Raw genomic sequence first — 14,116 nt, forward strand, 5'->3', positions numbered from 1 at the left:
ATTTATATCCTCAGAATCTTTCTTCTATACCATCATCTTGCAAAGAAAGCTCACCATTTGCAACAAAGTCCTGATACTCACCAACAACTCTTAAAAAAATAGGGGATATGACAAGATATCCATCGTCATTTGTCTTTGCAAAACTGTGAAGGTGCAAAAATTCTAAAAGTTCTTCAAATATTTTATCAGTGGATTTTTCCCTCCACTCCTTGTTCCAAAAATGCCCGTATTTTTTCTTGACATCCTCCACAATTAGCTTAAAATGGTCAAGCGAAATTTCAAGCATCTCATGGGCAGGCGAAAGTCTCAGCTCCCCTTTTTCAACCCTTTCAAGAAGTTCTCTTGAGCACAAAAGCAATACGTCGCACAGGTTTGAATTGTCAGGATAGGTATACTCGTAGTCACCTTCAACGCTAAGGTATGCAAACGACTTGAACAGGTGAAGTTCAAGCTCTGGCACAAACCTTTCAAGGTCCTGTGAAATTGTTGTCTTTTGTTTTTTAATGTAATAAAGTGGTGCTTCACTCTCAAAATCCACAATGCCATCTATCAAAAGCCCTCTGTAGGCTTTTATTCTCTTTATGTCAGTTATTTGGTCAGAAAGTCCATTTGTAAACTCAAACTCGCTATTTAAAATCTCTTCAACTGACGAATACTCAACAAGGCTTTTAGGAAAAGTTCTCATAAAATATTTTGATAGCCCTGTTGATTCATAAAGTACATCAACATCAGCTCTTTCCACAAACAGGTCTTGATTGCCATCATCTATCTTGATAAGCCCCATCCTCTCGCAAAACTTTAGCACTCTAATAAGCGACCTTCTGTCAGAATACATTGTCCAGTCAATTTCCTCGTAAGGATAATTCGAGCGTATATACTGCGTGATATCCTCAAGCAAAAACTGAGTGTCTCTGCCCTTGTCCTCTAAAAATGCAAGAACAAGACAGAAAAATACATAGTCTTTCGGCTCTTCAAACTCCAAAATCCCCATGTACTCTCTTGGGACAAGGGGTACCTTTTCAAGTCTGACCATTTCAGATGTAGCATAAAATCTAAGTCCCAGTTTGGTAACTATAAAGTCTTTTAACTCTTTGTCAATGTTCTTGCACTCATAATAGCTTTCAACATCTTTTTCTTTTAAAATCCAAAAGTTACTAAGTAGCTTTAAAAGAGCACTTTTCATCTTTTCTTCTTTCCTGCCTTTCTTTACTTAACAAACTCAATTACATACGCCGGCATCTCAAGCTCACCATCTGTTGATTTTAGAACGCAATACCTTCCATCTTTTGGTCTTACAACTTTAAATCTTTTCCCTGAGTCTGTATTACCAAAACCTGACGAAAGTCCTCTTGAGAGCCACACAAGAAGTTTTTTTCTAACCTGTGGAGTCAAAACAGGAAGATTTTCAAACTCAATTTTTCCATCTTTTATAAGCTCAGCAACAAGCTTTTCTTCCTCTTCAATCTTCTTTTTGTACTCTTCAAACCTTTTCTTCTTGTCTTCAGAAAATTCAGATGCCGGCAAAACCTTGCTCTTTTCCCTCACAAGCCTTCCTCTTGAGTGTAGCAAACTCTTCATTGGTGGCACGTCAAGAATGCTAAGGCTTGCAAGCTCACTCTGTCTCTTCTCCTCGGCTGCAATGTACCGTGGCAAAAGCACGCCAAACACAACTGCAGAAAGCTTGTGACATGTAGCTAAATCAAGGCTTGAGAAGATTTTTGCCAAGTGCCTGTACTCTTCCTGTCTGTTTACTTTGACACTTGACATCTCTGAAAGCCTTGCTGCAAGGTCAGACACTTTTCTTATAAGTCCCTGAATCTGGTCAGAAAGTTTTTCTGCCTGGCCATGAGGAGCAACAAACCAAAGTTTTATATTGTCAAACCTTGCTTTTATGTTCTTTTCTATGCTCTCTGGGTCTTTGAATATGTTTTTGGGATGCTCTTTTTCCTGGGCGATTATGTAGTTCAAAAGCTTTTCTATTTTAGCAGCTTCCAATGACAAAAAGGTAGATCTTATTCTTGGAAGATAGTTCTGAAATATGACATAGAAGTTGTAAAGGTACTGTACAAGCTTTGACTTGTAGTCCAAAAACTTTTCTTTTATCATGAGATTTTCTGCTTCATACGATTTTAACATTGAGATATACTCTGAATAGCTCTTTTCAATCTCCTCAAAAGCTCTTGTTAGCTCGTCCCACCAGTCAACTGCTCTTTTTTGTGGGTCATCTAATACACTGTCCACTTGCTGAAGCAAGAAATATATCTTTTCAATGTGCTTGGTATTTAGCTCTGCTTTTGTGTCTTCTTGAGTTTCAAGTTCAAACAAAAACCTTTCAATCTTGAGACCTATAGGTGTAAGTTCATACAAAAATCTTTTGTTTTTGAACTCTTCAACAGTCCTGGTCTTTGAGGTGTCCTGGATTGAGTTGAGGTTCCCCCACTCAACAAGATTTTTCAAATCCTGTTCGCACATCTGCTCTGTGTAGTCTGCAAACTGTGGAAAATTTTTTAAAAATGTGAAAATCTCCTCTTTTGTAAGCCTATTTTTGTACTCTAAATGGCACAAAAAACAGTATCTCATAATTGTTCTGTATCTTTCTGAATTAGGTGCTGTGAGGTACTCAAAATATTTGAGTTTTCCCAAAAGCGGAGCTTGAAAACTATTTATCATCTTAACGTTCTACCTTCCATCAAAATCTTACTTAAAATTATATCACATCCTGGTAAACAAAAAAGGGGCTTTAAATTTGCTTTTATACAGCCCCTCTTACTCTAATTTGCTGAAAACACAGCTTTTTTGAGATTGCTTATTTCAACCTCATGCCTGCCCAAAATCTCATAAAACACTTCCACCTTTACTCTGTTTTCTTTAAGCTCTTTTAAATCTTTCTTCATTTCCTCCAGGTTACTTGAGAGCTGCCTTACAGCAAATTCAAGCACAACAAACCTTCCATCAACATACTTTCTCAGCTCTTCATGTTCACGCTTGTCCTGCTCAAAGTGAGACTGCTGGATTTCTGCCATAAGCTCAAGTTTTCTTTTGAGGTCTTCGAGCATAACAGAATTCTTGGTTGTCTCAACCTCAAGCCTGTCAACCCTCTTCTCAAGAGTGTCAAGTCTTTGTTCTACTGCATCAAGTCTTTGTTCTACCCTGTCAAGTCGTTCTTCTACTGCGTTAAGTCTTTCTTCCACTCTGTCAAGTCTCTGTTCTACCTTGTCAAGTCTCTGTTCTACTTCGTCAAGTCTTTTCTCTACTGCATCAAGCCTTTGTTCAACCATGTCAAGCCTTTCTTCTACTTTATCAAGCCTTTTCTCTACCCTGTCAAGCCTTTGCTTTACCTCTTCAAGACCGTCGTTTATTCTATCCACTTTCTCTAACATCAAAGTCATCATCTGTCTTAACTCTTCCATTTAATCTCATCTCCTCTATATTTTAAGAACATTATACATCAAAGATGCCAATATTTCAAAGTGTATATATTGTTATATATGCCATGTAATAACATATCATCTTAAGATAAGCATTGCATCCCCAAAACTAAAGAACCTATATCGCATGTCAACTGCAATCTTGTATGCATTCATGATTCTTTCATACCCACCAAATGCACAGACAAGCATCATCAAGGTGGTATCCGGAAGATGAAAGTTTGTCACAAGCCCGTCAAGTACCTTAAAGTTATACCCTGGATAGATGAAGATATCAGTCCAACCTTTTTTTGCTTTTACCCTTCCTGTTTCATCGCTACACGACTCTAAAACCCTGCACGATGTTGTTCCAACCGCAATGACTCTTTTTCCAACCTCTTTTGCTCTGTTTATTTTATCTGCAACATCCTGAGAAATCTCATAGTACTCCTCATGCATCTTGTGCTCCTCTACATTTTCAACCTTAACAGGCTTAAAAGTTCCAAGCCCAACGTGCAGTGTCACATACAAAATCTCAACACCTTTTTTTGATATTCTATCCAGAAGCTCTTCCGTAAAGTGAAGACCTGCAGTCGGTGCTGCAGCAGAACCAGGCACTTTGCTGTACACAGTCTGATACCTTGAAAGGTCGTCAAGCTCCTCTTTTATATATGGTGGAAGAGGAATCTTGCCCAGTCTTTCTAAAACCTCTTCGAACACCCCTTCGTAATAGAACCTCACAATCCTTGTGCCTTCATCCTGATTTACATGCAAAACCTCGGCTTTAAGTTCTCCATTGCCAAACACAAACTTTCTTCCTTTTCGCGCCTTTTTGCCCGGCCGTGTCATGACCTCCCATGTGTTTATATCAAGCCTTTTTACAAGCAAAAATTCTATAAAACTGCCTGTGTCCTCTCTTTGCCCAATCAAACGTGCAGGTATGACCTTTGAGTTATTTAGAACAAGACAGTCACCTTCGTTTAAGTATTCAACTATATCGCGGAAAATTCTGTGCTCAATTGTACCGTCTGGCAAAATAACCATAAGTCTTGAGCTGTCCCGGGGCTCAACAGGTTTTTGTGCAATCAGCTCTTCAGGAAGGTCATAGTGAAAGTCGCTGAGTTTCCATTTTCTCATCTTTTTTCAATCTCAACTCCTGTGTAATAGTGTTTGATAATCTGCTTATAATTATAACCACTTTCAGCAAGGCCTTTTGCACCCCACTGGCTCATTCCAACGCCGTGTCCCCAGCCCTTGCCATTGAATGTGTAAGTAGTAGGAATAAGTGGCACCTTGTCAATGCTGCCATCCGGATTTACAACATCTATATATTGCTGTGAATATGTCTGACCTTCAGTTTCAAAACTTCCAAAATTCTCAGACTGGTACACCTCATCATATGTCGAAAGATACACACTTTCAGCAGTTTGTGGCAAAAGCTTCTCAGTTTCTTCAAAATTTTGCGCCTGCCCAGCAACCACCGCTCTTTTTACACTCCCATCTTCGAACAAAATCTTCTGGCTGCTTATTCTTACCTTTTTCACCTTCCCATTGCTATCTACCACGGCTACATCTGCATCTGTTGCAATTGTATATGCCTGGCTGTAAAGGCCAAACAAAAGGCGTGTTGCTTCTTTTTGGCACTCATACTCGCCTTGCGTGCCCACAATTTTTAGCCTCAAAACCCTTCCCGCTTTTGTGTACTCAAGAGCTTGAATATCCAAAATATCGCCAATGTCTATGTTTCTTTTTTTGAGCATATTTTTTATTTCATCTTTGGTAAACTGAAATAACCACGACGACTTTGAATTTTTTGCTTCTTTAGAGTTGTCAACAGACCTCAAATACTCAACAGGGTACCTCCAGACATTTTCAGAATCCTCTGTGGGAATACCGCCTGTTGACGAAAAATACACAGCGTCAATCGGGTTGCCTTTGTATGTTATAATCTCACCTCTTGTTGAGTCAACAGCTGCAATTGCTTGCTTTTCACCATATGTGCCATCGACCGCACCACCATATACCTGACAGTGGTCTGTCGGGCACAGGTCAAACCCAATTGATTGGTGCTTGCCAAGGTTCCTCACAGCATACGTTCGGGCAATCACAGCAAATGCCTTTACAGCTTCCATTGGCCACAGCGGGTCAACCTCCATCCTGATAACGCCATACAGATACTCTTCAAGCTTTGTAACATTTATAACTGTCATATCACTACCTTTTATTCTTTTAAACTCAGCCCTTCCCCTGAACCATCTGTCACCTATCTTTATTCTCTCAACCCCATTTTGCTTTTGCGGAATTAACATCAAAAACCTTGTATTCTGCCCGTCAAATCCAAAAATAACTTTGCCACTCTCATCTTTTACAAGCACCATCATCTCCGAAGAATAAATGGTTGCACCAGAAAGTTTTGCCGCCAGCTTTTTTGCATCATTTATATTGTCAAAGCAGCCAATTAATATGCTATATCCACCATTTACAAAGCCAACAAAAGCACCTTTGAAGGAAGAAAAACTTTTCAAGCTATTCTCTGCTGTTTTGTATGAAATATACCTCCCAACTGCCACATGATAATTTGGTCCTTCTTGACCATTCTTTTTGTATACATCCTTTGAAACTGTAAGACTATTTTTTTGTGTATCAGCAATTGTAATAAAGTTTTTGTCATCAGAAATAGCCAAAAAAAGGCTTCCTTTCGCCTCAATTTTTGCAGAATCCACCGGGCTTGATTTTTTGTAACCATCAGCATAAAACACACCTATTCTTATCCACTCCGGAATTTGAGTTTGTGAAAATGTGGGTAATATATTAATTGAAGAAAAAACTATAAAAAAGATAGCTGTTAACACCCCGCACAAAAGTTTTTTAGCCATTTTTGTCTCTCCTTTTTGTTTTAGCAATTATGCGCCTTTTATTAATTTTATTTTAACAAAATCCCTCTTGTGAGTCTATTGTAAAAGGAATATAATTTAATCTATGAATTTTGAAAGGTAATATCAAGTAGGGGTGCAGAAAAATTGTATATAATAGTTGTGGGGTGTGGAAAAGTAGGTTCAACACTTGCAAAGTCTCTTTCTGATGAAGGACACGACGTTGTGGTGATAGATTCTGACGCTAAAAACTTTGAAAGACTTGGTCCTGACTTTAACGGCATGAAAATCCAGGGGGTTGTGATTGATGAAGATGTTTTAAAACAGGCAGGAATAGAAAAAGCTGACGCACTGGCAGCAGTAACTCCTGACGACAGTACAAACATAATGGCTGCTCAGATTGCTGAAGAGATTTACAACGTGCCAAAGGTGATAGCAAGGATTTATGACCCTCTGAGAGAAGATATTTTCCACTCTCTTGGGCTTGAAACAATCTGTCCTACAACCTTGGCTGTTGAGTATATAAAATCAATCCTTCTTTCGCGCGAGATAAGGCACAAGCACAGGTTCGGCAAGGACGATGTGTTTTTCAAGTACATCACTCCAAAGAGAGATGATATTGGAAAAGGTCTGGACAAAATAATTCTCCCTGAAAACTGTTATCTTTTTGGGATAATCCGAAACGAACACTTTTATTTCAAGAATAAAAACATAAGACTTCAGGAAAATGATATCATGGTAGTTGCTGAAAAGAAGGTGAATCAATGAGAGTTGCTATTGTTGGCGGTGGAAAGGTTGGGTATTTTTTGACAAAACTTTTGGCAGAAAGAGGAAGGTATCACATAACTGTGATTGAGCAGCAACCGGAGCTTTGCAGGAAAGTTGCCGAAGAGTTTTCGAATGTGACTGTGATAGAAGGTGATGGTACTTCTTTGGACACCCTCTCTGATGCAAAAGTTCACAAGTGTGACTTTTTTATTGCCGTAACCGGAAAGGATGAGGACAACCTCATATCATGTCAGCTTGCAAAGAAGGTATTTGAGGTAAAAAGAACTATAGCAAGGGCGAACAACCCCAAAAACATAAACGTGATGAAAAGACTGGGTGTTGACAATGTGATATCTTCAACAGATATCATTGCAAAGATAATCGAACATGAGGTGGAGATAGAACCTCTTTCTGTCCTTGCCACGTTAAAAAATGGTGAGATAATAGTTTTCCAGGCAGTTGTTCAGCAAAATTCACCTGCTGCTAACAAAAAGATTGCAGAAGTTCCGTTCCCAAAAGAAAGTATAATAGGTGCTATCATGAGAGAAAACGAAACATTTGTACCATCTGGGGATAGTGTTATTCTGCCAGGTGATACACTGCTTGTAATTGTCAGTGAACAGGCAAAAAGAGAGTTCAAGCGTTTAATTAGCTCAAAATAATGTAGAAGGTGATTGATTGGGATGCTTAAGAAAAAGGAAAAAAATCTTAAAACCACATTTATTGGTGTGCTGGTAGAGATTGGCCTTGCGCTGGGGTTCATCGCTGCTGGTGCCATTGTCACTTTAATCCCTTATCTTTTTGCTCATAAATAAAAAAGTGCTGAAGAAGAGGGCTGAAGAGTAATGTACAACAAACATAAGTTTAAAGATGGTCATATAGAGCTTCGACATGTCCTTTACATGACTGGGAAAACTTTAAGTGCAATAGGGATAGTAGAAATAGTAGCTGCCATAACCTCTCTTTTGTACCGAGAGTGGAACATGTTATTTAATCTTATGATTGGCATTGGACTTTTTTTTCTCGTAAGTTTTATATTTATCTTTATCGGAAGGGATACAAAAGAAGAGAAGTTTTCATGGGGCGCTGGAATGAGCATGGTGGCTTTAACCTGGGCGCTTGGCGCACTAATTTCAGCTGTGCCACCATACCTTTCGGGACATTTTAAATCATACTTGGACGCATTTTTTGAAGTTATGAGCGGATATACAACAACAGGTCTTGTTCTGATTCAAGACTTGGACCATGCACCAATGGGACTTAACATGTGGCGACATTTAATCACCTACATCGGCGGTCAGGGTATGGTGCTTATGACCTTGAGCTTTCTTGCCTCGGGTATGCGCGGGCTTTTAAAGGTTTACATGGGCGAGGCAAGAGATGAGCAGATATTTCCAAACGTTATGCACACAGCAAGGATAATCTGGTCTGTGAGCCTTTTATACCTTGTTTTAGGAACCTTGGCTTTGACAATAAATGGAGTTTTAATAGGTCTTCCTTTGGACATGGCATTTTTCAGGGGGCTGTGGATGTTTCTTGGTGGCTGGGACACAGCAGGGTTTGCTCCGCAGTCTCAAAACGCAATGTATTTTCACAGTCTATCATATGAGATTATATCTATGACCATTATGATTTTAGGAACAATAAACTTTGCACTCCATTATTTCATTCTCACAGGCAATTATAAAGAAGGTATCAGAAATGCTGAGATAAAAAGCCTTTTTACAACAATAACCATTTTGAGTTTTCTTGGAGCTGTTGCTTTAAAAGGCATTTATTCAGATGGCGCAGTTTCATTTAGAAAAACCTTTTATCATTTTGTTTCTGCCCACACAGGTACAGGCTTTGCTACTCTTTATTCACAGCAATTTTTCTATGAATGGTCAGACGCAGCGATAATCCTTTTGGTTATTGCAATGCTGGCTGGTGGGTCTGTGTGCTCAACAGCAGGTGGTATAAAAGCACTCAGAATTGCAATCCTTGCAAATGCTCTTGTAAACGATATAAAAAAGATGATAAAACCAGATTCAGCAGTTGTTGTTGAAAAGTTTCATCACTTAAAAGAGGTAACACTGCAGGACAAACACGTTCGAAATGCTTCTATTATAATACTTTTGTATATTGCAACATTTGCTTTTGGAACACTGGCAGGCACATTTTTTGGATATCCTTTGAAAGCTGCGATGTTTGAATCTGCCTCAGCACTTGGCAACGTTGGACTTTCAATCGGAATTACTCAGCCTTCCATGCCAGATGCTCTTAAAATCATCTACATCTTTATGATGTGGGTGGGAAGGCTTGAGTTCATGTCTGTAATAGCGCTTTTTGCATTCTTATTTAAAGAAGCAAAGGAAGGATAAGCAAAGATGCTGTTTAGAAAAATTTGTATTTTGACAATCTTGGTTTTGGTATATTTAAAAGTTTTTGTACAGCCTGCACTTGCAAATCCTGTTGACAGCAAAACTTTACTTAACAATAGTTTTAAATATGACGGCAAAACCGTAGAGTTTCAGGGCGAAGCAATCGGTGAGATAATGAAAAGAGGAAAGTATGCGTGGGTAAACATTCATGACGGCCAGAACGCAATTGGCGTGTTTATGAAATATGAAGATGCAAAAAAGATAAAGTATCTGGGCAGGCATCTTGTAAAGGGCGATACCGTTTTGGTAAAAGGAATATTTAACAGAAGTTGCAAAGTTCATGGTGGCGATACCGATATACACGCTCTGGAAGTGCAAATTGTAAAAAGAGGATATAAGGTGCAAGAGAGTGTTGACAGGACAAAGGCAATTTTTGCAATACTGATATTTTCGGTGGGAAGTTTTTTGATGTGGCTTGTGTTTAAAAACAAATGGTAAAAGGGCAGGGTGACTCTTAAGTATAGTATTTTTTATATCACCCAGCCCTTTTTCTAACCTTTTCTGTCAAGGTTTTAGGAAGCAGATACAAAAGCATTCCGATAGAATCAACCCCAACATCCACCGGGCTTGGACCTCTTCCTGCAACAAATATCTGGTGAATCTCATCTGTCACAGCATAAAGAAAAGAAAATATAAAACTCTTTGCAGCAGATTTTCTATAGTCATTTCCTCCTGCAAGAAAAGCTCTGTAAAATAGCATGCAAAGCACAAAATATTCTGTGACGTGCGCAAGTTTTCTTACAAAAAATTCAAAATTTTTTCTGTTAGCGTTTGTAATGATATCTTTTCCTGCAAAAAATTCAACTATCCTTTCACACAAAACTGCCACCGAAAAACTCTTTTGATGAGAGATTATTCCTTCCTGGGAAGAAAAATAAAAGATTACTGCCATCCACAAAAATACAAGCGCCCAGTTCAGATAAAATTTGAATTTGTTCACTTCTTATGAGTCCTTTCCAAATGGCAATTAACCTTAAAGAATATACCATAAATTATACCTTTAAAACTACTCAATGTAAATTAGCTTTGGGAATGCTTTTTCTTAAATCATATCTACATATTTTTCAAGACCTTTAACTAATCTCTCCAGCAAACTGCTTTTTAAATAAGGTTGCATACCTTCCTTCTTTCCTAAGCAAATCTTCATGATTACCGCTTTCAACTATCATACCATTTTCCACAACATATATCATATCAGCATTTTGGATTGTGGATAGTCTATGAGCAATAATAAGTGTGGTCTTACCTTGCATGAGATTATTCAAAGCCTCAACAACGGCCTCTTCTGACTCAGAATCCAAAAAAGATGTTGCTTCATCTAAAAGAAGTATAGGTGAATCTTTCAAAATAGCCCTGGCAATTGCAATCCTCTGGCGCTGACCACCAGAAAGCAAAATACCTCTTTCCCCTATTTTCGTATCATATCCATCAGGCAAGTTCATAATAAACTCATGCGCATTCGCCTTTTTGGCAGCCTCAATGACATCTTCTTTACTGGCAGTCAAGCAGCCATATCTAATATTTTCAAATACACTCCCATCGAAAAGATAAATATCCTGTGAAACATATGAAATAAGGCTTCTTAATACATCTTTTGAATATTCTTCTATCGGTCTTTCGAATACATAAATCTCCCCTTTTGGGCATTCATAAAATCCCAAAAGTAGTTTGAATATAGTACTTTTTCCACCTCCACTTTCACCCACAAAAGCTACTTTTGAATTTTTCATCACTTTAAAAGAGATACCTTTCAAAACATCTTGATCTTTTTGATATGAAAAATAAACATCTCTGAACTCTATGCATATATCTGAGCTCTTTTCAATTAAATCCTGATGCTTGAAATTGCCTGCACTGTTACTTTCCAGCACCAATTTCACTTGTCCAAGTTCACTGTTTGGCAAGTCTAAAATCTCAAATACTCTCTGCGCACCTGCCAACGACCCCTGCAAACTTGTCAGAAACTGTCCAACAGCACCAAATAGCCAAATAAGCCCACCTGTCATCTGTATACTTGCCATTAAACTCCCAAATGTGAGCTTGTTATTAATTATCAAAAAACCACCCAAAACAATTTGACCAAGGAATATCAAATACCCAACAGAATAATTAAATGATGCCAGTACGGAATTGTAATGAACCCTTTTCAGTGAAAGTTTATACAAAGCCATGTTAACATCAACAAACTTTTCAAATATTACTTTCCCAATGTTAAAGCTTCTGATAACAAATGCCCCTGCGATAATATCTGAAAATCGCGATGTTACATCAGAAAGTTTTTCCTGAATTTTATCGCTTATCTTTCTTAATGGCTTTATAAAAGCTGAATTGAATATAAAATTGAGAAAGCCTGTTATAAGAGCATACAAAAACAGTACTTTATTAATGGACAATAGCACAACAGTACTGCCAGCAGCACTAATCAAAGCCATAACCAGAACCATAACCTGCCACGAATATGCCCCCTCTGCAACTGATACATCATTGTTAAGTCTTGATATGAAATCACCACTGTGCCTTTTTTCAAAATATGGCATCGGAAGACTCAATATCTTTTTGAACAAATTTTCTCTTATTATGACAGTGGTTTTTCTTATAGAATACTGATAAATGTATCCAAATATAGGTAGTATGACTATGAGAAGCCCAAAATTCTTTGCAACAAAAACTATGCCCTCAACAAAAGATTTTGTATTTCTTACCAGTATTGAATCTGTTACTTTTTTAACTCCAATTGCAGCAATGTAATTGAATATAAATGTCTGAGATGCAATTACAAGCATTGATATTGTATATGATAAACCTAAAAAAACATTTCCACCATTTCTCCACATGAAAGAAAAAAGTCTAAAAAGTCTTGTTTTAAAGACATTTTTCATAATATAACAATCACTCCTTACGCAAGATTAGGCACACTGGTTTTGAAACTGCATCGAATAAAGCTGATAATACTTACCTTTCAGATTGAATAACTCATCATGTGTTCCTTCCTCAACAATTTTCCCATCATCTATAACAACTATCCTATCTACATCTTTTATTGTTGAAAATCTGTGTGCAATAATAATGGCTGTTTTTCCTTTGAGGGTCTCATTTAGCGTATTCTGTATAAACTGTTCCGACTCTATGTCAAGTGCCGATGTTGCTTCATCAAATATTAAAATTTTTGAATTTTTTAAAATTGCTCTTGCAATTGTTATTCTCTGCTTCTGCCCACCTGATAGGTTTACAGCCTTCTCACCAACTCTGCTTTCAAAGCTTTCTGGTAGACTCAAAATATAATCATAGATGTATGCTTTTTTAGACGCTTCTTCAATCTCATTAAAGTTGGCACTGTATTTTCCATACTTTATATTCTCAAAAATGCTCTCCGGAAACAGGTACACATCTTGATTAACAACAGAAATTTTTTCTCTTAAAGAATTTGTATCCCAATCAAATATTGAAATACCAAAAACTTTCAAATTACCTTTTTGCGGTTTATAAAATCCCAGAATAAGCTTTATCAAGGTACTTTTGCCGCTACCACTGCTGCCAACAATGGCAATCTTCTCACCTTTTTTCACCTTGAGATTAATTCCTTTTAAAATAGCTTCTTTACCCTCATCATACCAAAACCAAACATCTTCAAACTCTATGGCATATTCACAATCTTTTATCTCATCCTTTACAGTGCCACTTGGCTCAGATGACAACCCAAGTATCTCACTTACCCTTTTAGATGCCGCTTTTGCTTTTCTATAAGAATTTATAATATTCGGCAAGATATTCATTGGCGCTAAAAAGATGTTCATTAATTCAACAAATGCCATGAGTCCTCCAAAAGTAAGCTCTCCATTTATAACCATAATCCCTCCTGTAAAAATCACCATTAAATTAGGTCCTATCTGTATCAAGGCTTTTACTGGCTCAAGTAGCACTTCAACCTTAGCCGACTTTAAACCCGCTAAAAAGCTCTTGTCAAGACTTTGTTTAAACTTTTCGAAAAAATGCTTTTCCAGCAAAAAAGCTTTGACAATTGCAATTCCTGATATTATCTCCTGTGAAATCGCGTTCACTTCACCATATAAATCTTGCTGTCTCTTGGTATATTTTTCAACAGGTTTGCTTATAAAAAGGGCTGCTACTACAGTTACTGGAATGATAGCAAAACAGATGAGAGTCATCTTCCAGTTAAGTGTAAATGCATAAATTGTTCCTATTATAAATACAACTGGATGATAAAAAAGGTCGTTCAAAGAAACAGATATAAAATTTTGAATTAGTGAAAGGTCACTTGTTAAGCGTGATAAAAAGTCGCCTGTTGCATTTTTCTCTATATAGCTTATTGGTGAAAATGTGAGTTTTTTCCCTATCTCAATTCTAAGGTCCGCAAGGCTTTTTTCGGAAAACTTACCAAAGAAAAATGCTTTGATATACTCAAGAGGAATCTTTGTACCGACCACTACCAAAACTACAAAAAAGATTTTAATAAACAATTCCTTGCTTTTTAAAACTGCAGCATCAGCAAGTTCTTTTTCATATTTTATCAAAAGCACATTTATAAAAGATACTGCAATTGATAAAATGGCGGTCAAAAATAAAAGATGGAAATTTTTCTTCACTATATTAAACACACTTGAAAAATCTTTAAACTTTCCTTTCATAA

The 14,116-nt window shown here is 37.4% G+C and carries 13 protein-coding genes; 5 read left to right on the plus strand and 8 right to left on the minus strand.

Annotated features, from left to right (window positions below; translation table 11 throughout):
- Positions 1–10: 10 nt before the first annotated feature.
- From OTK01_RS11945 to OTK01_RS11965, 5 genes are all read right to left on the minus strand, one after another.
- Positions 11–1,183: a TIGR02678 family protein gene (locus OTK01_RS11945; RefSeq protein WP_029671878.1), complete on the minus strand. Its 1,173-nt coding sequence runs from the start codon at positions 1,181–1,183 to the stop codon at positions 11–13.
- A 23-nt stretch (positions 1,184–1,206) separates the two neighbouring features.
- Entirely contained in the window at positions 1,207–2,670 is a 1,464-nt protein-coding gene (locus tag OTK01_RS11950) for a TIGR02677 family protein (RefSeq protein ID WP_029227767.1), read from the minus strand.
- A 101-nt stretch (positions 2,671–2,771) separates the two neighbouring features.
- Entirely contained in the window at positions 2,772–3,410 is a 639-nt protein-coding gene (locus OTK01_RS11955) for a coiled-coil domain-containing protein (RefSeq protein WP_029227768.1), read from the minus strand.
- Between the two features lie 96 nt (positions 3,411–3,506).
- Positions 3,507–4,544, minus strand: coding sequence for a tRNA preQ1(34) S-adenosylmethionine ribosyltransferase-isomerase QueA (gene queA, locus OTK01_RS11960; protein ID WP_029227769.1), 1,038 nt, complete (start codon positions 4,542–4,544; stop codon positions 3,507–3,509).
- On the minus strand, positions 4,541–6,283 hold the full coding sequence (locus tag OTK01_RS11965) for a SpoIID/LytB domain-containing protein (protein WP_029227770.1): 1,743 nt from the start codon (positions 6,281–6,283) through the stop codon (positions 4,541–4,543). Before OTK01_RS11965 ends, queA begins: the two co-directional genes overlap by 4 nt.
- A 144-nt stretch (positions 6,284–6,427) precedes the next feature.
- Between OTK01_RS11965 and OTK01_RS11970 the strand changes: the two genes are divergently transcribed.
- The 5 genes from OTK01_RS11970 to OTK01_RS11990 are packed head-to-tail and all read left to right on the plus strand — an operon-like array spanning position 6,428 to position 9,906.
- Entirely contained in the window at positions 6,428–7,048 is a 621-nt protein-coding gene (locus OTK01_RS11970) for a potassium channel family protein (protein WP_013404198.1), read from the plus strand.
- Positions 7,045–7,710, plus strand: a complete 666-nt coding sequence (locus tag OTK01_RS11975; protein ID WP_013431650.1) for an NAD-binding protein — start codon at positions 7,045–7,047, stop codon at positions 7,708–7,710. The genes OTK01_RS11970 and OTK01_RS11975 overlap by 4 nt, the downstream gene beginning before the upstream one ends.
- A gap of 21 nt (positions 7,711–7,731) precedes the next feature.
- Positions 7,732–7,863 (plus strand): hypothetical protein, encoded by a 132-nt coding sequence (locus OTK01_RS11980; protein ID WP_269011617.1) that lies wholly within the window; start codon positions 7,732–7,734, stop codon positions 7,861–7,863.
- A gap of 30 nt (positions 7,864–7,893) precedes the next feature.
- Positions 7,894–9,408 (plus strand): TrkH family potassium uptake protein, encoded by a 1,515-nt coding sequence (locus OTK01_RS11985; RefSeq protein ID WP_029227771.1) that lies wholly within the window; start codon positions 7,894–7,896, stop codon positions 9,406–9,408.
- 6 nt (positions 9,409–9,414) lie between these two features.
- On the plus strand, positions 9,415–9,906 hold the full coding sequence (locus OTK01_RS11990) for a hypothetical protein (RefSeq protein WP_029227772.1): 492 nt from the start codon (positions 9,415–9,417) through the stop codon (positions 9,904–9,906).
- A 37-nt stretch (positions 9,907–9,943) separates the two neighbouring features.
- Here the strand turns inward: OTK01_RS11990 and OTK01_RS11995 are convergent, their stop codons facing one another.
- From OTK01_RS11995 to OTK01_RS12005, 3 genes are all read right to left on the minus strand, one after another.
- Positions 9,944–10,408: a VanZ family protein gene (locus OTK01_RS11995; RefSeq protein ID WP_029227773.1), complete on the minus strand. Its 465-nt coding sequence runs from the start codon at positions 10,406–10,408 to the stop codon at positions 9,944–9,946.
- Positions 10,409–10,541: 133 nt separating this feature from the next.
- Positions 10,542–12,347 (minus strand): ABC transporter ATP-binding protein, encoded by a 1,806-nt coding sequence (locus tag OTK01_RS12000; protein WP_029227774.1) that lies wholly within the window; start codon positions 12,345–12,347, stop codon positions 10,542–10,544.
- A gap of 27 nt (positions 12,348–12,374) precedes the next feature.
- Positions 12,375–14,114: an ABC transporter ATP-binding protein gene (locus OTK01_RS12005; RefSeq protein WP_035168028.1), complete on the minus strand. Its 1,740-nt coding sequence runs from the start codon at positions 14,112–14,114 to the stop codon at positions 12,375–12,377.
- Positions 14,115–14,116: the final 2 nt, after the last annotated feature.

The organism is Caldicellulosiruptor acetigenus, assembly GCF_026914305.1.
Lineage (GTDB): Bacteria > Bacillota > Thermoanaerobacteria > Caldicellulosiruptorales > Caldicellulosiruptoraceae > Caldicellulosiruptor > Caldicellulosiruptor acetigenus.

What these genes read in the sequence shown, in the direction of transcription:
- OTK01_RS11945 (WP_029671878.1), bottom strand. Translation starts at nt 1,183, where the DNA reads ATGAAAAGTGCTCTTTTAAAGCTACTTAGTAACTTTTGGATTTTAAAA.
- OTK01_RS11950 (WP_029227767.1), bottom strand. Translation starts at nt 2,670, where the DNA reads ATGATAAATAGTTTTCAAGCTCCGCTTTTGGGAAAACTCAAATATTTT.
- OTK01_RS11955 (WP_029227768.1), bottom strand. Translation starts at nt 3,410, where the DNA reads ATGGAAGAGTTAAGACAGATGATGACTTTGATGTTAGAGAAAGTGGAT.
- queA (WP_029227769.1), bottom strand. Translation starts at nt 4,544, where the DNA reads ATGAGAAAATGGAAACTCAGCGACTTTCACTATGACCTTCCTGAAGAG.
- OTK01_RS11965 (WP_029227770.1), bottom strand. Translation starts at nt 6,283, where the DNA reads ATGGCTAAAAAACTTTTGTGCGGGGTGTTAACAGCTATCTTTTTTATA.
- OTK01_RS11975 (WP_013431650.1), top strand. Translation starts at nt 7,045, where the DNA reads ATGAGAGTTGCTATTGTTGGCGGTGGAAAGGTTGGGTATTTTTTGACA.
- OTK01_RS11980 (WP_269011617.1), top strand. Translation starts at nt 7,732, where the DNA reads ATGCTTAAGAAAAAGGAAAAAAATCTTAAAACCACATTTATTGGTGTG.
- OTK01_RS11985 (WP_029227771.1), top strand. Translation starts at nt 7,894, where the DNA reads ATGTACAACAAACATAAGTTTAAAGATGGTCATATAGAGCTTCGACAT.
- OTK01_RS11990 (WP_029227772.1), top strand. Translation starts at nt 9,415, where the DNA reads ATGCTGTTTAGAAAAATTTGTATTTTGACAATCTTGGTTTTGGTATAT.
- OTK01_RS12000 (WP_029227774.1), bottom strand. Translation starts at nt 12,347, where the DNA reads ATGAAAAATGTCTTTAAAACAAGACTTTTTAGACTTTTTTCTTTCATG.
- OTK01_RS12005 (WP_035168028.1), bottom strand. Translation starts at nt 14,114, where the DNA reads ATGAAAGGAAAGTTTAAAGATTTTTCAAGTGTGTTTAATATAGTGAAG.